Genomic DNA, 20,126 nt, shown 5'->3' with positions numbered 1-20,126 from the left:
ATCAACATGAAATCACTCTCTGCTCTGCGTCCGGACGGCACCAATATCGGCCTGATGCTGTTAATCGCGCTGGCGCTGGCGATCTTTACCGTCATGTTGCCGGGCCGCTTTCTCACTGATTCGACCTTTATGAGCATGGCATTTCAGCTGCCCGAACTGGGCTTGCTGACGCTGGCGATGTTTATCGCCATTCTCAGCGGCGGACTGAATCTGGCAATCATCGCCACCGCCAACCTGACGGCGCTGTTTATCGCCTGGACGCTGATGCGCGCCCTGCCCGCCGATGCGGGAACCGGTATGCAACTGTTGTGGCTGTTCATCGCCATCATCGGCGCGATGCTGATTGCCGCGCTGATTGGCGTGATTACCGGCGTGATGGTAACGCGCATCGGTGCGCACCCGATTCTGGTGACGCTGGCGACCATGATGACGCTGAACGGCATCGGCATCTGGCTGACCAAAGGCGCGGCCGTCAGCGGCATGCCGTCGGTGGTGCAGGCGCTCGGTTCCAACACGCTGCTCGGCGTTCCACTGCCGCTGTGGGTGTTCCTGTTTGCCGCCGCGCTGCTGGCGCTGTTCCTCGGCAAAACCCGCGCCGGTAAATGCATCTACATGGGCGGCAGCAACATCAACGCCACCTGGTTTAGCGGCATCAATACGCATCGCATGGTGATTCTGGTGTACGTCATCTCCAGCCTGCTGTGTGTGTTGGCCGGTTTGATCATGATGGCGCGCTTCAACTCGGCGCGTATGGGTTACGGCGATGCTTATCTGCTGCTGACGGTGCTGGCCATTATCCTCGGCGGCACCGACCCGAATGGCGGATTTGGTCGCGTGACCGGCGTGGTGCTGGCGCTGATCGCCCTGCAAGTGCTCTCCACCGGCTTCAACCTGATGAACATCAGCCAGCACGTTAGCCTGGCAATGTGGGGCGCGGTGCTGATTGTGGTGTTGGCCTTCAAACAATTCAAAACTCGCTTTAACGAACATCGTGCCGTCAAGCTCAGCAAACTGGCGGCGGCGCTTAACCCTTTGACCGAAAAAAAGGAAGTATGATGCGTATTCAAGTCTCCCCGTCGTTGATGTGTATGAATCTGATGGAGATCAAGCACCAGCTCGCCGTGCTGGACTCCCGCGCCGACTTCCTGCATATCGACATTATGGATGGTCATTACGTGAAAAATATCACGCTGTCACCGTTCTTTATTGAGCAGATTCGCCCGTTCACCAAAGTGGCGCTGGATGTGCATTTGATGGTCGAGCAGCCCACCGATTTCATTGAAGTAATTGCCAAAGCGGGTGCCGATTACATCTGCCCGCACGCTGAAACCATCAACCGCGATGCATTCAGGGTGATCAATATGATCCGTAGCTTCGGCAAGAAAGTTGGCGTGGTGCTTAATCCTGCTACGCCGGTCTCCTTTATTCATCACTACATTCATCTGGTGGATAAGATCACCGTGATGACGGTAGATCCCGGCTACGCCGGACAACCGTTTATTCCGGAAATGGTGCAGAAGGTACAGGAGCTGAAAGCGCTGAAGCAGGCCAACGGCTATCAATATCTGATTGAGATTGACGGTTCCTGCAATACCCGCACCTACAACACGCTGGTCGGCGCGGGTGCAGAAGTGCTGATTGTCGGCACCTCCGGCCTGTTCAATATTCATGACGATCTGGAAACCGCCTGGAATATGATGCGCGAAAGCATTGATGAGGCTCAGGGATTGGCGCAGGTATCCGCATGAAAAAATGCTGGCTCGGTATCGACATTGGCGGCACCGGCACACGTCTGCAGCTGATGGAAGAGGAGCGCGTTTGGTCGAGCTTCCGGAAAGTGCCGACGGCCAGCTGGGCGCAGCAGCCTGATGCACTTAACGCGTTGGGCCAGTTAATCAGCGAAACGCTGGAGCAGCAGCCAGTTAGCGGCGTGATGCTCGGGTTACCCGGCATTCTCAGCCGCGACCGCCAGCAGGTGATTTCGCTGCCGTTTATTCAGGCGCTGGACCAGCAACCGGTCGCCGCGCGGCTCACCGAACGCCTTGGCGTACCGGTGGCGATGGACAAAGATGTTAACCATCTGATGCTATGGGATTTACTGCAGCTGGAGCAGCTGCCCGACAGCGCGGTGGGTTTGTATCCCGGTACCGGCATGGGCAACAGCCTGTGGCTTAACGGCCAGTTTTATCATGGTCAACACGGTGGCGCGGGTGAGCTTGGTCATGTGCCTGTTGCCGGCAACGATCTGCCCTGCCCGTGCGGCAATCGTGGCTGTGCGGAAACCGTGACGTCGGGCCATTGGCTGAGCGGCTGGGCGAGCACCCATGTGCCGGAAACCAACATGTCGGCGCTGTTTACCCAGCATCGTGAGCATCCGGAGCTGCAGGCTTTTGTACAGCGGCTGGCGCAACTGATTGCCACCGAGATGAACATCCTCGATCCGGAATACCTGATTCTGGGCGGCGGCGTGCTGGCGATGGCGGACTTCCCGCTGGCACAGCTGCGCAGCCAGATTCAGCAGCATCTTCGTCCACCCGCCACGCGTGAGGGTTTGAAGATCGTGTTTAGCCAATCCACCGACCACACCGGTTGTCGCGGTGCCTGTTTAGCCGCCGAACGTCTGTTCAGGAGTGCATGATGAAAGGAAAAGTGTGTGTGTTTGGCTCGTTCAACCTCGACGTAGTCGCGGTAATGAACCGCTTTCCGATGCCGGGCGAATCGCTCACCGCCCATACCAGCATGATGGGACCGGGCGGCAAAGGCGCGAACCAGGCGACGGCCGCGCTGCGCGCCGGCGCGCGCGTGCACTATATCGGTAAGATTGGTAATGATGACTTCGGCATGTTTGCGCGTCGCCATCTGGAAAAGACCGGTTTCGATGCCATTACCTTGTTTACCTGCAAGGAGAAACCGACCGGCAATGCGCTGATTTATGTCGCCGGGGACGATGCCGAGAACATGATTTCGGTCTATCCCGGCGCGAACACCACCGTAACAGCCGCCGAGGTGACGCGCTGCCAACCCACCGTTGCGGCAGCCGATATTCTGCTGGTGCAGCTGGAGAATAATCTCAGCGCCATCCAGCGCATGATCGACAACGCGCGCGCCGGTGGCACCTTTGTGATTATGAATCCTGCGCCGTGGCAGAAGGTCACCGATGCGCTGCTGGCAAAAGTGGATTTGCTGACGCCTAACAGCACCGAAGCGATGCAGCTGACCGGCGTGAAGGTCACCGACTTCGCCAGCGCGCAGCAAGCCGCAGAGAAGCTGCATCGCAAAGGGGCGCGTCAGGTGATTATTACGTTGGGGGTTTGCGGTGCGTTGCTGTCAGTAGCAGACCAGCCGCCGCTGCGTATTCCGCTGTTCCCGGCTCAGCCGCTGGATACCACCGGCGCGGGCGATGCGTTTAATGGCGCACTGGCGGCGCGGCTGGCTTCCGGCGATGAACTGCCACAGGCGGCGCTGTTTGCTTCAGCTTATGCTTCGCTGTGTGTGGAACGCTCCGGTGCAGCGCACTCGATGCCTTCGTATGCCGAAGCGCTGGCAAGATTGCAGGCGTATCCGCAATGTGTCCCGGAAACGTTGGGAGAGTGTGTTTAAGGCAAGATGGCCACACATTGCTGTAGCGGCGCAATTTATTGCGCATTTTCACATCGATGAAAAGGTCAAAAGAGCGCAATAAATTGCGCCGCTACGGTCAAAACTACGCCTGCAACCAACCGGCGATCTGCGCATGCTGTAGCAGCATAATGGCTTTACCGTCACGAATGCGGCCATCTTTCACCATCGCCAGCGCCTCCGGGAAACTCAGCTCCAGCACGGTAATCTCTTCATCCTCAACGCCACCGCCCTTGTTGGCGCGCTGTGCATCGCTGTATTCCGCGGCGAAGAAGTGGATCAGTTCAGTCACGCCGCCCGGCGACATGTAGGCTTCAAAAACTTTATCGACCTTACCCACCTGATAGCCGGTCTCTTCTATCGCTTCTTTGCGGATGCAATCTTCCGGCGAGTCGTCATCCAGCAGCCCGGCGCAGGTCTCAATCAACTCGCCACTTTCATTGCCATTGACATAAGTAGCAATGCGGAACTGACGCACCAGCAGCACGCTATTTTTTTCAGTGTTGTACAGCAGGATGGTGGCGCCGTTACCGCGATCGTACACTTCGCGCTTGTGACGCACGACTTCGCCGTTGTTGCGGATGAGTTCGTAGGTGAAGTTGCGCAGCACAAACCAGTTTTCTGACAGCAACTTGTCTTTGATGATGTTGATCTTTAACGACATAACCGCTCCACTGCTAAATTGAGGGAGCCTGAGATGATAGGCCGAAGCGGCGGGGAAAACTATCTGAATTGTGAGGCCGGTCGCCGTGATGGGCGCTCCTGGCTCAGTGCACAGAGATTGTAGCGGCGCAATGGGTTGCGCGTTAAATCGCGCCGCTACGGATTGTGCAGTGGTTTGATGCGCTGCGGTAGTGATCGGCATTACGCCAATTCATGCCGCGTTGTTAGGCCTCAAAAACCGTTGGGTTGGTCTTTCATATCGGGCAGATGGTGCGCGATACCTTTGTGGCAATCGATACAGGTTTTCCCTTCCTCAACTGCTTTGCTGTGCATCTTCGCGGCCACGGTCTTCTGCGCGGTGAAATCCATATAATCGAAGTTGTGGCAGTTACGACACTCCTGCGAATTGTTGTTTTTCATTCTGCGCCACTCGTTTTGCGCCAGCTTGATGCGATGATCCTCGAACTTTTGCGGCGTATCGATGATGCCGAAAATCTTGGCATACACCTCTTTGCTCGCCTGGATCTTACGCAGCATTTTCGGGCCCCACTCGTGCGGCACGTGACAATCCGGACAGGTGGCGCGCACGCCGCTGCGGTTGTTGTAGTGCACCGTCTGCATATATTCCTGATAGACGTTGTTACGCATCTCATGGCAGCCGATACAGAACTGCTCGCGGTTGGTCATCTCCATTGCGGTGTTGAAGCCGCCCCAGAAAATGATGCCGCCAGCAAAGCCCAGAATCAGCAGCGTACCGAGCGCCAGACGGCTCGGACGCCGCCACCAGCGCCAGATGCGCAGAAGTTTCTCTTTCATCATGTCCTCACTTACCGAAGCCGTCAGCCGGTTTAAAGGTGTTTTCCACCACCGGTTTGGCATCGGTTTGCGGTACGTGACACTGCAGGCAGAAGTAGCGACGCGGCGACACGGTGCTGCTCACCAGTCCATCGCGATCGGTGAAGTGCGTTGGGCTAACGCGTGGCGCGCCGGTGGTGAGATAGCTCTGCGTGCCGTGACACTGCAGACAACGGTTGACGTTTTTCGTCACCTGATAGCCATCGACGCTATGCGGGATCACCGGCGGCTGATTCACATAGTTCAACGGCTTGCGGCTCTGCTCTTTGGGCTGATGAATGGTGCCCTGTTGCGTGGCCGTCACTTCCGGTGACTGATTGAGATCGACGCCGTTGTGGGCGTAAACCGTGCCGCCCAGCATCAGGGCGGCCAAAGTAACAAGTGTGATTAAGGGTTTCATTGCATCCTGCCTTAAATTTTTACCAGCTTGACGGCGCATTTTTTGTAATCGGTCTGCTTCGACAGCGGATCGGTGGCGTCCAGCGTGACGTTGTTGGCCAGCACGCCCGCATCAAAGAACGGCATAAATACCAGACCTTTGGGCGGCTGATTGCGACCGCGCGTTTCCACGGTGGCAAGGGTTTCGCCACGACGCGACACCACGCGGACCTTCTCGCCGCGGCGGAAATTGCGCTCTTTGGCATCCAGCGGATGTATATAGAGTAGCGCCTGCGGCACTGCGCGGTGCAGCTCCGGCACGCGACGCGTCATGGTGCCGGTGTGCCAGTGTTCCAGCACGCGACCGGTACAGAACCACAGGTCGTACTCTTCATCCGGCGATTCGGCTGGCGCTTCGTAGGGCAGCGCGAAAATGGTGGCTTTACCATCCGGCTTGCCGTAGAAACGCACGCCTTCACCGGCTTTGACGTAGCTGTCGTAACCTTCGCGATAGCGCCAGCGCGTCTCTTTGCCATCCACCACCGGCCAGCGCAGGCCGCGCGCCTGATGGTAAGCATCGAACGGCGCAAGATCGTGGCCGTGACCGCGACCAAAGCTGGCGTACTCCTCGAACAAGCCTTTCTGGATGTAGAAGCCAAACTCGCGCGCTTCATCATTCAACTGATCATCTGCCACTTCACTCAGTGGGAATTGGTTGACCTGGCCGTTGGCGTACAGCACATCAAACAGCGTTTTGTCGCGCAGCTCCGGATTCTGCGCCAGCAGCGCTTCCGGCCACACTTCCGCTACCTTGAAACGTTTGGAGAAATTCACCAACTGCCACAGATCGGATTTCGCGTCGCCCGGCGCTTTCACCTGCTGATGCCAGAACTGAGTGCGACGCTCGGCATTGCCATACGCGCCCTCTTTCTCCACCCACATCGCAGTGGGCAGAATCAGGTCAGCTGACAAGGCGCTGACGGTGGGATAGGGATCGGAGACTACGATGAAGTTGCGCTCATCGCGCCAGCCCGGCATACGCTCCTGCGTCAGGTTCGGACCGGCCTGCATATTGTTGTTACACATCACCCAGTAGGCGTTGAGCTTGCCATCTTTCAGCGCGCGATCCTGCGCCACGGCATGCAAACCAATTTTGGCCGGCACCGTGCCCTGCGGCAGCTTCCACAGCTTCTCGGCGGTAGCGCGGTGTTTGTCATTATTAACCACCATGTCCGCCGGTAAACGATGTGAGAAGGTGCCGACTTCACGCGCCGTGCCGCACGCCGACGGCTGGCCGGTGAGCGAGAACGGACCGGTGCCCGGACGTGAAATTTTGCCGGTCAATAAGTGCAGGTTGTAGCACAGGTTATTGGCCCACACGCCGCGCGTATGCTGGTTGAAGCCCATGGTCCAGTACGACACCACGTTGACTTTCGGATCGGCATACAGCTCGGCGAGGGCGATGAGTTGATCTTTCTCCACACCGCTCATTGCGCTGGCTTTTTCCACCGTGTACTCAGAGACAAACTTCGCAAACTCGTCAAAGCTCATCGGCGTGGATTCGCCGCTGTCCGGGTTCTTCGCCGAAGCCTGACGCGGATCGGTGGGGCGCAAACCGTAACCGATGTCGGTCACGCCTTTGCGTAGCGTAACGTGATTCTGCAGGAAGGTTTTATCAACCTTGTTGTTCTGAATAATGTAGTTGGCGATGAAGTTGAGGATCGCCAGATCGCTCTGCGGTGTGAACACCATCGCGTTGTCGGCCAGCTCAAAACTGCGATGACGATAGGTGGAAAGCACCGCCACTTTGACATTCTCACTGCTGAGACGACGCGCGGTGATACGTGACCAGAGAATCGGATGCATCTCCGCCATGTTCGAGCCCCACAGCACAAAAGCGTCGGCCTGCTCGATGTCGTCGTAGCAGCCCATTGGTTCGTCCATGCCGAAGGTGCGCATAAAGCCCACCACCGCTGAAGCCATGCAGTGACGCGCATTGGGATCGAGGTTGTTGGTGCGGAAACCGGCTTTCATCAGCTTGGAGGCCGCGTAACCTTCCCACACCGTCCACTGACCGGAACCGAACATGCCGACCGAATCCGGGCCGTTGGCTTTCAATGCCGCTTTGAACTTCTCTTCCATGATGTCGAAGGCTTGATCCCAGCTGACCGGGGTGAACTCGCCCTCTTTGGCATATTTACCGTCGGTCATGCGCAGCAGCGGCTGGGTCAGACGATCTTTCCCGTACATGATCTTCGGCAGGAAATAGCCTTTGATACAGTTCAGACCGCGGTTCACTTCTGCCTGCGGATCGCCCTGCGACGCCACTACGCGGCCATCCTGGGTGCCAACCAGCACGCCACAGCCGGTACCGCAGAATCGACACGGCGCTTTTTCCCAGCGAATTGGCGCAGCCAGCGAGGTCGCGGCTTTGGTGACGGTGGGAATGGTGAGTCCTGCAGCCGTTGCAGCAGCAGCCGCCGCATTGGCCTTCATAAAATCACGACGACTTATGCTCATGATGCTTCCTTACAAGGTTCTTCAATTTCGTCTTGCTGGTGATAGACCAGCGATACCGCCAACACGCCAGCGATGTTGCGGCTCTCTTCAATATTGCGCAGCAGCGCGGCGCTATCCGCGGCACCCAGCGTCACCGCCAGCGCGCCGCGCGCGGCGTCTTCCGCGGCGATGTCGCAATCGGCAAAGGCCAGCAGCGCACTTTTTACGGCGGGAATCGACGCCGGCCGCGCCTGAATCACCAGGCCGCAGACGTGCCAACTGTTTTCATGGTTCATGATGTAATCCTGTGGCTGAGACCGGGCAAGGCGCGATGCAGGCGCCGCAACCGGTGCAATGCTGCGGAAGGGTTTCAGGCTGTGCGATGCCGTTCGGCATCAGCTGGAAACGGATGGCTTGCTGTTCACAACTCTCCTGGCAGCTGCGGCAGTTCACGCCCAGGAAGGTGATGCAGCGGTCGTCGATGCGAATGCGCTGTGGAAACGGCTCGGTTTCACGCGCGTGGAACAGCGGCTGCGGGCAAGCGTCTATGCACGCGGCGCAAAACGTGCATTCGCCCTGCAGAAAATCGAGGTGCGGCACTTCACCGACAGCCAGACGGATGATGTGGGTTTCGCAGGCCGAGACGCATTTGCCGCAGCCATCACAACCCTTCTCTCCCCGCCACCATGGCAAAGCGATGCCGTCAGCAGACGCTACGCGCTGCCCGGTAAAGAGTTCACGTCGCGACAGCGCCATCGGTTCACCTTAAACGGGGGAAAGAGAGATGGTGCGTAAAATAACCTGACGCTAAAGAGGGCTATATCACCCCAAAGGGGTAAATCCCGACGTGGGATCAAGTGAAGGGGAATTGAAATAAAAACGGGGGCCAAAAGGCCCCCGTAGATGAGAATCGCTACGATTAACGCGCGTTATCGTCCGCCAGTTTCGGCGATACATCATCCTGGTTGTCAGCATGATGTTCGTGCTCTTTCATCGCTTCGGCATTAACGCGTTTGCGCACGCCAAACCAACCCAGCACGAGCACCACGGCAATCAGGGGAATCGAGGCGATGGTGTAAGTGCCGTTCGGATAGTCGAACGCCATCAGCACCAGCACGCTCACCAGGAACAGCAGCGTCAACCAGGAGGTGAACGGCGCCCACGGTAGCTTAAAGCTGACATCTTCGGCTTTGCCCTCTTTGATCGCTTTGCGCAGACGCATCTGGCACACCACGATAAAGGCCCACGACGAGATGATGCCGAGTGACGCCACGTTCAGAACGATTTCAAACACCTGCGACGGCACATAGTAGTTCAGCACCACGCCGATGATGTAAACGGCAACGGTGACCAGAATGCCGGCATACGGCACCTGCTGCTTGCTCATCTTCGACATAAACTGTGGCGCAGAACCGCCCATCGACATGGAGCGCAGAATACGGCCGGTGGAATAGAGACCCGAGTTGAGGCTCGACAGCGCGGCGCTCAGCACCACGATGTTCATTACGCTACCGATATAAGGCACGCCCAGTTTGGAGAAGAAGGTCACGAACGGACTTTGCCCCGCCTGATAGGCATTCCACGGCAGCAGCAGTACCAGCAGCACCACGGAACCGACGTAGAACAGGCCGATACGCCAGATCACGCTGTTGATGGCTTTTGGCAGCATGGTCTTGGGATCTTTACATTCGCCTGCTGCGGTACCTACCAGCTCAATCGAGGCGAAGGCGAACACGACGCCCTGCACCAACACCAGCGCTGGCAGCAAGCCGTGCGGGAAGAAACCGCCGTTATCGGTGATCAGATGGAAGCCGGTGGTATTGCCGTCCAGCGGTTTACCGCTGCCGAGGAACACCACGCCGACAATCAGGAACACCACGATAGCCAGCACTTTCACCAGCGCGAACCAGAACTCCATCTCCGCGAACCACTTCACGCCGATCATGTTCATGGTGCCGACAATCGCCAGCGCGCCTAGCGCAAACACCCACTGCGGCACATCGCCAAACGCGCCCCAATAGTGCATATAAAGCGCGACTGCGGTGATATCGACGATACCGGTCATCGCCCAGTTAACGAAATACATCCAGCCCGCAACGTAAGACGCTTTTTCCCCAAGGAATTCACGCGCATAAGAAACAAAGCTGCCGCTGGAAGGACGATGTAACACCAGTTCGCCCAACGCTCGGAGGATAAAGAAGGAGAAGATACCGCACACCAGATAAACCAGCGCCAGTGCAGGACCGGCCATTTGCAGGCGCGCGCCAGCACCGAGGAACAGACCGGTACCGATAGCACCGCCGATGGCGATCATTTGTACCTGACGATTACCCATTGCTTTGTGGTAACCGCTGTCATGCGAGTTGAGCCAGCGTCTTTTCGCAGCGCGTTGTTCGGCTGCGGTTTTTTTAGTTGATTTCATAGCTATCCTGTTTGTCCTGACCATCAATCACCGCGTAACCAAACGATTGCGTATGGCGGTGCGAAATGGGGTAAAAACCCGGTGTCACAGCGGCGGAACGATGTCGCGTGGCGGGCTGGGAATTTACGGCGATGAATCCTACCCGTTCTGCAAGAACGAAGCAAAAAATACCGCCAGGCTGCACAAGATGAATTGTAATAATCCGTCGCGGTGCACAAAAAAACCGGCCAGAGGGCTGACCGGTAAAAGGATGGCTACAGGGATAACTACTGGAGGGAATTAACGATAAATCTCTGCGGTGCCGCTCCACAGGCTGGAGTCGCCCGGAGTTTGTACACCAATAACACGATAGCCGCTGGCACCTTCCTCTTGCGCTTTTTGCGACAGATGGCGCGTTGCATCATCCAGCGAGCCGCGTACGCCGCTGATGGAAACGGTGCCCGCGCTTTGCAGGTTTTGCGCTTGCGTGGCGCTTACGGGCTGGGCCGCCAACGTCGAGAAACTTGCGGTGGCAAGCAGTGCAGCAGTCAGAACGGCATAACGTCTCTTCATGTGATGCTCCTGTTGTCTTCCGTTAAGGGTTAAGCGTTACAGGACTTATTATCACGCAGGGAATGAAAACCAGGTTGAGCAAGCCGTAAAGCCGTTTAATAATTCGCCAGCTTAGCGCGGGTTATTTAGAGAAAGGTAAAGAGAAAGGGTTTTCTCTGTTAAAAGTAACCTGATGTGACGAGATCTCACTCGCCGTCACCGCACGGCTGCCCTATAATCCCCCGCTCTTACAAGGGTTATTACTGTGATTGTGAAACGTCCCGTTACTCGTACCATTGCGCGCGCACTCAGCGTGATTGTGCTGCTGTCGCTATTGACCACCGGGCTGGCGCTGATGACGCTCTCCAGCAGCCTGCGCGATGCCGAAGCGGTGAATGTCGCCGGATCGCTGCGCATGCAGATTTACCGTCTGGCATGGGACAGCACGCGCGATCCGCAACAGTTGAATCATCACATCCAACTCTACCGGCAAACGCTGGAATCCCCGGCGCTGCAGCATCTGGAGCGCGCGTGGGTACCGCTTGAAGTGAGTAGCCGCTATCGCTATCTGCGTCACAGCTGGCCGATGCTGCAGGAAACGTTGCAGCCCAAGCGGGCACAAATCTACCAGCAGCGTGTCGCGGGCTACGTCAGCGAGATCGACCGCTTCGTGCTGGCATTACAGCATTATGCTGAACTGAAGATGCATCTGGTGGCCGCCAGCAGCCTGTTCGGTTTTCTGGCGATTGTGGCGCTGGCGTTGTGGACGATTCGCTTTATCCGCCGCAACGTGGTGCGACCGCTCAACGCGCTGGTGACCGCCAGCCAATATGTTGAGCAGGCGAATTTCGCTTTTCCGCCGCTGCCGGTGCAACAGCCGAATGAACTGGGCGTGCTGGCGCAGGCATTTACTACCATGGCGGAACGGCTGCATTCGCACTATCGCCTGCTGGAGTGCGCGGTGCGTGATAAAACCGAAGATCTCACCCAGGCCAATCGCACACTTTCTCTACTGTATGAAAGCTCACAAATTCTCACCAGCAGCCCACCCAATCCCGAACTGTTTCAGGGATTGCTGCGTCTGGTACAGCGCCGTGAAGCGCTGACGGTGCTGAAAATTGTCAGCGAAGGGATTGAGTTTCAGGCCGGTGTGGCAACGGATGAGGTGAGCTGGCAGCGTTTGCCGTTGATGCAGGAAGAGCAGCGGCTGGGCGATCTGTGCTGGCAAACCCACCGCGCACCGCCCGCCGACGAACTGATGCAGAGCCTGGCGAACATGCTGGCGCGCGCACTGTGGATTTGGCAGACGCAAAAGCAGTATCAGCAGATGCTATTAATAGAAGAGCGCGCCACCATTGCCCGCGAACTGCACGATTCGCTGGCGCAGTCGCTCTCTTTCCTGCGCATCCAGCTGGCGCTGCTGCGACGCAATGTCGATGGGTCGCAACCGCAGGCGCTGGCGATTATCGCTGATTTCGATCGCGCGCTGGCCGAAGCCTATCAGCAGCTGCGCGAACTGCTGACCACCTTCCGTCTGACCATCGAACAGGCTGATTTGGTGCAGGCGATGCAGGCGATGATTGCGCCGCTGCAGGAGCAATCGCAGGCGGCAATCGACTTCGATTATCAGCCCGGCTTGCAGATGCTGGATGCGCAGCAGCAAGTGCATGTGCTGCAGATTGCGCGCGAAGCGCTGCTCAACGCGATTCGCCATGCGCAGGCGCACAATATTCAGATTCACTATCAGCGTGTCGCTGATGAGGACCACTTACTGACAATCGAAGACGATGGCTGCGGCATCAGCAGCCTCGAAGAGCCGCCAGGGCATTATGGTCTCACCATCATGGCGGAGCGCGCCGCGCGGTTATCCGGCACGCTGATGATTACCCCGCAGGCGCAAGGCACGCGCGTCACGCTGCGTTTTCCACCGCGCCCGACGCACCGGTTGAGCTGACAGATTATAGAGCGCACCTGCTGTAGCGGCGCGATTCATCGCGTAATAAACTGCGCCGCTACGGCAGATGCGTTAATGAAAGAAAGTTGCCTTTGATACTGGAGATATTATGGCTAACCCTTCCCTGACTATTATGATCGTTGACGATCATCCACTGATGCGCCGTGGTATTCGCCAGTTGCTGGCGCTGGAGCCCCGGCTGGACGTGGTAGCGGAAGCCAATAATGGCACTGAAGCGCTGGCCGAAGCACGCCGTTTATCGCCGGATGTCATTCTGCTGGATCTCAACATGAAAGGCATGTCCGGGCTGGACACGCTGAAAGCGCTGCGTAACGAAGGCATCGCCGCACGGATTCTGGTGCTGACGGTTTCCGATGCGCGCAGTGATATTTATGCGATGGTGGATGCTGGTGCCGATGGCTATCTGCTCAAGGACAGCGAACCCGAACTACTGCTGGCGCAAGTGATGCGCGGCGCTAAAGGTGAAAACGTGTTTAGCGAGGTGGTGGCCGATTATCTGGCGACGCGCCAGCCGACGACAAATCCGTTCAAACAGCTCACCGAACGCGAACTGGATGTGCTGCAGGAAGTGGCGCGTGGCTTATCGAATAAGGAAATTGCTGCCACCTTGCATATCTCCGAAGAGACGGTAAAAGTGCACATTCGCAACTTGCTGCGTAAGCTGGATGTCCGTTCGCGCGTTGCCGCTACGGTACTGTGGCTCGAAAGCCGACATCTGTAGTCGCGCACAAAAAACCGTCACTATATTTACACTTTCTCCATAATTTACTCACGATTCTCTAATTTGTGCCGCGTAGAGTGTCTGCAGCAGGAGTCTTTCGAGAGAGCAGTTTGCACTCCGCCAGCGTGACGCCGTCCGCGCATCGCGCTCATCATAATAAAAGTAAAAAATACGCAGTTGAGGAGTGTCGGTTTCATGTCGAATTTCTTTATCGACCGGCCCATTTTTGCCTGGGTTCTGTCTATTCTGCTCTGCCTGTGCGGTACGTTGGCGATCGTCTCGCTACCGGTTGAGCAATATCCCGACCTCGCGCCGCCTAACGTGCGTATCACCGCCAACTATCCCGGCGCATCCGCGGAAACGCTGGAAAACACCGTTACGCAAGTTATCGAACAGAACATGACCGGCATCGATAATTTGATGTACATGTCCTCCAACAGCAGCAACACCGGCCAGGCCCAGATCACCCTCACCTTTACCGCGGGCACCAATCCCGACGAAGCGCGCCAGCAGGTGCAAAACCAATTGCAAAGTGCACTGCGTAAACTGCCCGTGGCGGTACAGTCACAAGGTGTGACGGTGAATAAAACCGGTGACAGCAATATTCTGATGATTGCCTTCGTCTCTACCGACGGAAGCATGGACAAACAGGATATTTCAGATTACGTCGCCAGTAACATTCAGGATCCGCTCAGCCGTGTTGATGGTGTCGGCCAGGTGGATGCTTACGGCTCGCAATATGCGATGCGTATCTGGCTCGATCCCAACAAGCTGATTGCCTACGCGCTGACCACCGAAGACGTGGTGAGCGCGATTGAATCGCAAAATGCGCAGGTAGCGGTGGGTCAGGTAGGCGGATTGCCGTCGGTGGACAAGCAAGCGCTCAACGCCACGGTGAATGCGCAGTCGATGCTGCAAACCCCGGCGCAGTTCAAAGCAGTGACGCTGAAAACCAACAGCGACGGCTCGGTGGTGACGCTCGGCGATGTGGCGGATGTGGCGATGGGCGCGGAAAAATATGACTTCCTCAGCCGCTACAATGGTCAGGCGGCATCGGGGCTCGGCATTAAGCTGGCTTCCGGCGCCAATGAGATGAACACCGACAAACTGGTGCGTGAGCGTATTGCTGAGCTGTCGCATTACTTCCCTCACGGGCTGGAAGCCAAAGTCGCTTACGAAACCACGCCGTTTGTTAAGGCCTCGATTAAAGACGTGGTGAAGACCCTGCTGGAAGCGATCCTGCTGGTGTTCCTTGTGATGTATCTGTTCCTGCAAAACTTTCGTGCCACGCTAATTCCAACTATCGCCGTGCCGGTGGTGCTGCTCGGCACCTTTGCGGTGCTCTACGCCTTCGGCTACAGCATCAACACCCTGACGATGTTCGCCATGGTGCTCGCCATCGGCTTGCTGGTGGATGACGCTATCGTGGTGGTGGAAAACGTCGAGCGCATCATGAGCGAGGAAGGTCTGTCGCCGCGCGCCGCTACGCGTAAATCGATGGGCCAGATTCAGGGCGCGCTAGTCGGCATTGCGCTGGTGCTGTCGGCGGTGTTTGTGCCGATGGCGTTCTTTGGCGGGACCGTCGGCGCCATCTATCGCCAGTTTTCGATCACTATCGTTTCGGCGATGGTGCTGTCGGTATTGGTGGCGATGATTCTGACGCCCGCGCTCTGTTCCACGCTGCTGAAACCGCTGGAGCGAGGCCATCATCACGGTCGTCGTGGCTTCTTCGGCTGGTTTAACCGCACCTTCAACGCCAGCGCAGAACGTTACGAGCGCGGCGTCGCCAAAATTTTGCGTAAAGGCGGCCGCTGGCTGCTGCTCTATCTGGCGATTATCGGCGTGATGGCGTTCCTGTTTATTCGTCTGCCCACCTCGTTCCTGCCGCTGGAAGATCGCGGCGTGTTCCTGACGCAGGTGCAATTGCCGGCCGGTTCGACGCTGCAACAAACCTCGGACGTGGTGGCGAAGGTCGAGAATTATTATATGACCCAGGAGAAAGACAATGTGGTTTCGGTGTTCTCCACCATCGGAGCGGGTCCTGGCGGTAACGGTCAAAACGTCGCGCGCCTGTTCGTTCGCTTGAAAGATTGGGAGGAGCGTCCGGGCAGCGATCGCACCTCTTTCGCCATCATCGAGCGTGCGACAAAAGCCTTCCACACGATCAACGAAGCGCGCGTTATCGCCAGCAGCCCGCCCGCGATTACCGGCATGGGCAGTTCGTCGGGCTTCGATATGGAGTTGCAGGATCACGGTGGCATCGGCCACACGCGACTAATGGCAATGCGCGATAAGTTACTGGAGATGGCTGACAGCAATCCGGCGCTGTCACGCGTACGTCACAACGGCCTCGACGACAGTCCGCAGTTGCAGATTGATGTCGACCAGCGCAAAGCGCAGGCGCTTGGTGTGTCGCTGGACACCATCAATGACACCTTAACCACCGCGTGGGGCTCAACCTACGTTAATGACTTCCTCGATCGCGGTCGCGTGAAGAAAGTCTACGTGCAGGCGGCGGCAGAGTTCCGCATGCTGCCGGAAGACGTGAATAAGTGGTATGTGCGTAACAACAGCGGCAGCATGGTGCCCTTCTCTGCCTTCGCCACCAGCCATTGGCAAACCGGTTCACCGCGTCTGGAGCGCTACAACGGTTACTCTGCGCTGGAGATTGTCGGTGAAGCGGCGAACGGCGTCAGCAGCGGTACCGCGATGGACGAGATGGAGAAACTGGTTGGGCAGCTGCCGCTGGGCGTAGGCTTCCAGTGGACCGGCGCCTCCTATCAGGAACGTTTGTCCGGTTCTCAGGCGCCGGCGCTGTATGCGATTTCGCTGCTGGTGGTATTCCTGTGTCTGGCGGCGTTGTATGAGAGCTGGTCGATTCCATTCTCAGTGATGCTGGTGGTGCCGCTCGGCGTGGTGGGCGCGCTGGTGGCAACCTGGATGCGCGGGCTGGAGAACGATGTCTATTTCCAGGTGGGCTTGCTCACGGTGATTGGCTTGTCGGCGAAGAATGCCATTTTGATTGTCGAGTTCGCCAATGAGATCAACAGTAAAGGCCGCGAGCTGATGGAGTCTACGCTGGAGGCTTCGCGTCAGCGTCTGCGCCCGATCCTGATGACTTCGCTGGCGTTTATCTTCGGGGTACTGCCGATGGCCATCAGCAGCGGTGCCGGTTCCGGCAGCCAGCACGCGGTGGGTACCGGCGTGATGGGCGGGATGATTTCCGCTACCGTGCTGGCGATTTTCTTTGTGCCGCTGTTCTTTGTGGTGGTACGCCGCCGCTTCCCGCTGAAAGAGAAGCCGCACGATTAAGCAGGCCATTGCGCCGCTAAGGCTTGTGCGGACATCAGGTTCCGCGCATATCAAGTGCACACACTTGTCGCGGCGTGATATATCGCGCGCGGTTAAATGAATAAAAAAGCCGCCATGAACATCCATGGCGGCTTTATTGTTGTGTGTGGTAAGAATTACAGCAAGTTGGGAAGTGCCCTGCTTTTCTCTTCACGCGTTACTTACGTAACATCGCTTCGATGAATTCTTTCCAGTTTCCCATTTCGGTGTCGACCATAAAACCCTCTCTTATTGTAGCGGCAATTCTACGCCGTTTTTTTCTGGTGGTGAATACGTTTCCACCTGTTATCACTATCGGCAAAAGCGTAGAAAAGCTTCAATCTGTTGAAATTGCGTACTGACGCACATTTCAGCAACTCTATAATGCGGCAGGAAAAATGGCTGAATTAAATCGGGTAGCAGAAATCTGCGTTTAGGATAATCCTTAGTGGCTTAATGATGTCGCAGGCAATTATTAGGTGCGTAAGTGAAAGCGCTTCCTGGCCCTAAGTAATAAAATTTATAACGGCTTAAAGGTCATGAAAAATGGGTGAATAAGGCCGGCTTTCACCGTCAGCGCTCACAGCCCTTAGAGCGCTGTGGTAAACTCGCGCTTTATTTTTTACTCAACGGGAATAAGCGATGACAGCGCAGTGGGTGATGTACGGAATTAAAAATTGCGACACGATTAAAAAAGCACGCAACTATTTAGCGTCTTCCGGTATCGACTACTGTTTTCACGACTATCGCGTGGAGGGCATTGACGACGCGCTGCTGCAATCGTTTATCGATCAACTCGGTTATGAGGCGCTGCTGAATACGCGCGGTACCACGTGGCGCAAGCTGCCGGAAGCCGAACGCGACGCGGTAAACGATGCCGCCAGCGCCAAAGCGGTGATGCTGGCGCAGCCTGCCATCATCAAGCGTCCGGTGTTAGCCGCGCCGAATGGCGATCTGCTGGTCGGCTTCAAAGATTCCCTTTATTCCGCCTTTATCCAGGAGAAGTCATAATATGTTCTGTCCGGTTATTGAGCTGGCTCAGCAGCTTATCCGTCGCCCGTCACTCAGCCCGGATGATGCCGGTTGTCAGGCGCTGCTGATTACGCGTCTGGAAGCCATCGGCTTCACGGTTGAGCCAATGCACATTGGCGATACGCTGAACTTTTGGGCGACGCGCGGCCAGGGCGAAACGCTGGCGTTTGCCGGTCATACCGATGTGGTGCCGCCGGGCGACGCCAACCGCTGGATCAGCCCGCCGTTTGAACCCAGCATCCGCGACGGCATGCTGTTTGGCCGCGGTGCCGCCGATATGAAAGGTTCGCTGGCGGCGATGGTGGTGGCAGCGGAACGCTTTGTGGCCGCTAATCCGCAGCATAAAGGTCGTCTGGCGTTTCTGATTACCTCCGATGAAGAAGCCAGCGCGGTTAACGGAACGGTGAAAGTGGTTGAGCGCTTGATGGCGCGCAACGAACGCATGGATTATTGCCTGGTCGGCGAACCGTCGAGCACCGAGATTGTGGGTGACGTGGTGAAGAATGGCCGTCGCGGCTCGATGACCGCGAATCTCACTATTCATGGCGTGCAGGGCCACGTAGCCTATCCGCATCTGGCGGATAATCCGGTGCATCGCGCCATGCCGGCGCTGAATGAGCTGGTAGAAACCGTGTGGGATGAAGGCAACGAATTCTTCCCGCCGACCAGCATGCAGATCGCCAACGTGCAGGCCGGAACCGGCAGCAACAACGTGATTCCTGGCGAATTCTTTGTGCAGTTCAACTTCCGTTTCAGCACGCAGTTGACCGATCAGATGATTAAAGATCGCGTGGCGGAGCTGCTCGATCGTCATCAGCTGCGCTATACGCTGGAGTGGAATGTTTCCGGCCAGCCATTCCTGACATCACGCGGTAAGCTGGTGGATGCCGTGGTGAACGCTGTGGCGCACTATAATGAAATTAAGCCGCAGTTGCTAACTACCGGCGGCACCTCCGATGGGCGCTTCATTGCGCGCATGGGTGCGCAGGTGGTGGAACTGGGCCCGGTGAACGCCACCATTCATAAGATCAATGAGTGCGTGAAAGCGTCAGATTTGCAGATGCTGAGCCGTATGTATCAGCGCATCATGGAACAGCTGATCGCCTAAGCGCGAAAGGAGAAAGGGGATGGAATTCTTTAAAGAGTACTGGTGGATCCTGGTGATCCTGCTGATGGTTGGTATTTTGATGAACGTTTACAAAGACCTAAAACGTATCGACCATAAAAAATTCATGGACAACAAACCGACGTTACCGCCGCATCGTGATTTCAACGATAAATGGGATGACGAGGACGACTGGCCGAAAAAGAAATAATCGTCATATCGCAAACGGCGCGATAACTCGCGCCGTTACGCATCCTGCTACATCATCATCACCACATCATCATCGCCCGGCTTCGCACCGCTTAGCGCCTCATCGAAGTAACGACGCGGCACGGTATAACGCAGATGATTCAGCGCCAGTTCCATGCTGCGATCGTTAATCGCGTGCGGTAAATCTTCCACCACATCCAGTGTGACATCGCCGCCCAACGAAATCAGACGTTGCTTCGCCTCTTCGGCGTGCTGCAGCGGGATCTGTTCGTCGTAATCGCCATGAATCAGATGAATGGTATTGCGCGTGCTGGCCCGCAACGGCAACGTGGCATAGCGGCCGCTGAACACAATCGCGCGTCCCGCCAAATCCGGCTGCGCTTTCATGCCTTCCAGCACCATGATGCCGCCCTGGGAAAAGCCCACCAGCGCCGTGGCTTCGGCACGCACGCCGCTCTCTTGCTGCCAGTGACGCACCGATGCCACAAACTCTGGCATGATCGCATCCACGCCCTGCTGTTCCGAACGATCGTGCGGCGGAATATCGGCAAACCACTGACGTCCTTGCGGCACGCTGCCCGCGTAAGGTGCGCCGACCGACACCACCAGCGCTTGCGGGAACGCTTTCGCGAACCAGCTACCAATCTGCGCCATCGAATCCGGGTTGTCGTTGATGCCGTGATACAGCAGAAACAGCTGTGCTGCACTGCTGGGTTGCTGAACAATTACATATCGTAGTGCCATAAGATCCTCCTCAAATCACTATACTCCGCTGCTGGCACAGAGA

Annotated in this window: 20 protein-coding genes; 10 read left to right on the top strand and 10 right to left on the bottom strand. The window is 56.9% G+C overall.

From position 1 onward, the window contains the following. Positions 1–6: 6 nt before the first annotated feature. From MWH02_RS20245 to MWH02_RS20230, 4 genes are read left to right on the top strand one after another with little or no spacing between them, the layout of a single operon-like run. Positions 7–1,056: an ABC transporter permease gene (locus tag MWH02_RS20245; protein WP_110866505.1), complete on the top strand. Its 1,050-nt coding sequence runs from the start codon at positions 7–9 to the stop codon at positions 1,054–1,056. Then, positions 1,056–1,748 (top strand): D-allulose 6-phosphate 3-epimerase, encoded by a 693-nt coding sequence (gene alsE, locus MWH02_RS20240; RefSeq protein ID WP_061717928.1) that lies wholly within the window; start codon positions 1,056–1,058, stop codon positions 1,746–1,748. The genes MWH02_RS20245 and alsE overlap by 1 nt, the downstream gene beginning before the upstream one ends. Then, complete coding sequence (alsK, locus tag MWH02_RS20235; RefSeq protein ID WP_271461318.1) at positions 1,745–2,638, top strand: allose kinase; 894 nt, start codon at positions 1,745–1,747, stop codon at positions 2,636–2,638. The genes alsE and alsK overlap by 4 nt, the downstream gene beginning before the upstream one ends. Next, a complete protein-coding gene (locus tag MWH02_RS20230) occupies positions 2,638–3,600 on the top strand; it encodes a ribokinase (RefSeq protein ID WP_101763542.1) in 963 nt (320 codons plus the stop codon). The genes alsK and MWH02_RS20230 overlap by 1 nt, the downstream gene beginning before the upstream one ends. 103 nt (positions 3,601–3,703) lie before the next feature. On the opposite strand, the gene nudK is transcribed toward MWH02_RS20230, so the two are convergent. The 8 genes from nudK to MWH02_RS20190 all read right to left on the bottom strand — a co-directional run bounded on the left by nudK (position 3,704) and on the right by MWH02_RS20190 (position 10,987). Beyond that, complete coding sequence (gene nudK, locus MWH02_RS20225) at positions 3,704–4,282, bottom strand: GDP-mannose pyrophosphatase NudK (protein ID WP_192233065.1); 579 nt, start codon at positions 4,280–4,282, stop codon at positions 3,704–3,706. Between the two features lie 230 nt (positions 4,283–4,512). Continuing rightward, positions 4,513–5,097, bottom strand: a complete 585-nt coding sequence (napC, locus tag MWH02_RS20220) for a cytochrome c-type protein NapC (RefSeq protein WP_101763540.1) — start codon at positions 5,095–5,097, stop codon at positions 4,513–4,515. 7 nt (positions 5,098–5,104) lie between these two features. Next, positions 5,105–5,536, bottom strand: coding sequence for a nitrate reductase cytochrome c-type subunit (gene napB, locus MWH02_RS20215; protein ID WP_101763539.1), 432 nt, complete (start codon positions 5,534–5,536; stop codon positions 5,105–5,107). Between the two features lie 11 nt (positions 5,537–5,547). Next, entirely contained in the window at positions 5,548–8,034 is a 2,487-nt protein-coding gene (gene napA / locus MWH02_RS20210) for a nitrate reductase catalytic subunit NapA (RefSeq protein ID WP_101763538.1), read from the bottom strand. Next, positions 8,031–8,309, bottom strand: a complete 279-nt coding sequence (locus MWH02_RS20205) for a chaperone NapD (protein ID WP_137386254.1) — start codon at positions 8,307–8,309, stop codon at positions 8,031–8,033. The genes napA and MWH02_RS20205 overlap by 4 nt, the downstream gene beginning before the upstream one ends. Then, a complete protein-coding gene (napF, locus tag MWH02_RS20200; RefSeq protein WP_271461317.1) occupies positions 8,299–8,769 on the bottom strand; it encodes a ferredoxin-type protein NapF in 471 nt (156 codons plus the stop codon). Before napF ends, MWH02_RS20205 begins: the two co-directional genes overlap by 11 nt. 163 nt (positions 8,770–8,932) lie before the next feature. After that, on the bottom strand, positions 8,933–10,435 hold the full coding sequence (gene ansP, locus MWH02_RS20195) for an L-asparagine permease (protein WP_271461316.1): 1,503 nt from the start codon (positions 10,433–10,435) through the stop codon (positions 8,933–8,935). A 279-nt stretch (positions 10,436–10,714) separates the two neighbouring features. Then, complete coding sequence (locus MWH02_RS20190; protein ID WP_101763534.1) at positions 10,715–10,987, bottom strand: YdgH/BhsA/McbA-like domain containing protein; 273 nt, start codon at positions 10,985–10,987, stop codon at positions 10,715–10,717. A 244-nt stretch (positions 10,988–11,231) separates the two neighbouring features. Here MWH02_RS20190 and narQ point away from each other — a divergent pair, with 244 nt between their 5' ends. The 3 genes from narQ (at position 11,232) to acrD (ending at position 16,974) form a co-directional block, all read left to right on the top strand. Continuing rightward, positions 11,232–12,920 carry a nitrate/nitrite two-component system sensor histidine kinase NarQ gene (narQ, locus tag MWH02_RS20185; protein ID WP_192411411.1) on the top strand — a complete coding sequence of 563 codons (1,689 nt, stop codon included), beginning with the start codon at positions 11,232–11,234 and terminating at the stop codon, positions 12,918–12,920. Between the two features lie 109 nt (positions 12,921–13,029). Continuing rightward, entirely contained in the window at positions 13,030–13,662 is a 633-nt protein-coding gene (locus tag MWH02_RS20180; RefSeq protein WP_101763532.1) for a response regulator, read from the top strand. 195 nt (positions 13,663–13,857) lie between these two features. Then, positions 13,858–16,974, top strand: coding sequence for a multidrug efflux RND transporter permease AcrD (gene acrD / locus MWH02_RS20175; protein WP_271461315.1), 3,117 nt, complete (start codon positions 13,858–13,860; stop codon positions 16,972–16,974). Positions 16,975–17,170: 196 nt separating this feature from the next. On the opposite strand, the gene ypfM is transcribed toward acrD, so the two are convergent. Beyond that, on the bottom strand, positions 17,171–17,230 hold the full coding sequence (ypfM, locus tag MWH02_RS23115) for a protein YpfM (protein ID WP_137386901.1): 60 nt from the start codon (positions 17,228–17,230) through the stop codon (positions 17,171–17,173). A gap of 404 nt (positions 17,231–17,634) precedes the next feature. Here ypfM and MWH02_RS20170 point away from each other — a divergent pair, with 404 nt between their 5' ends. The 3 genes from MWH02_RS20170 to MWH02_RS20160 are packed head-to-tail and all read left to right on the top strand — an operon-like array spanning position 17,635 to position 19,340. Further along, entirely contained in the window at positions 17,635–18,003 is a 369-nt protein-coding gene (locus tag MWH02_RS20170) for an ArsC family reductase (protein ID WP_101763530.1), read from the top strand. A 1-nt stretch (position 18,004) separates the two neighbouring features. After that, positions 18,005–19,132: a succinyl-diaminopimelate desuccinylase gene (dapE, locus tag MWH02_RS20165; protein ID WP_271461314.1), complete on the top strand. Its 1,128-nt coding sequence runs from the start codon at positions 18,005–18,007 to the stop codon at positions 19,130–19,132. Positions 19,133–19,151: 19 nt separating this feature from the next. Beyond that, positions 19,152–19,340 (top strand): YpfN family protein, encoded by a 189-nt coding sequence (locus MWH02_RS20160; protein ID WP_008108368.1) that lies wholly within the window; start codon positions 19,152–19,154, stop codon positions 19,338–19,340. A 47-nt stretch (positions 19,341–19,387) separates the two neighbouring features. On the opposite strand, the gene ypfH is transcribed toward MWH02_RS20160, so the two are convergent. Next, positions 19,388–20,083, bottom strand: a complete 696-nt coding sequence (ypfH, locus tag MWH02_RS20155; protein ID WP_101763528.1) for an esterase — start codon at positions 20,081–20,083, stop codon at positions 19,388–19,390. Between the last annotated feature and the right edge of the window lie 43 nt (positions 20,084–20,126).

The organism is Pantoea leporis (assembly GCF_028048155.1).
GTDB classification, from domain to species: Bacteria; Pseudomonadota; Gammaproteobacteria; order Enterobacterales; family Enterobacteriaceae; genus Pantoea; species Pantoea leporis.
The sequence above is the reverse complement of the archived record's forward strand: the minus strand, read 5'-3'. Positions and strand labels throughout refer to the sequence as shown.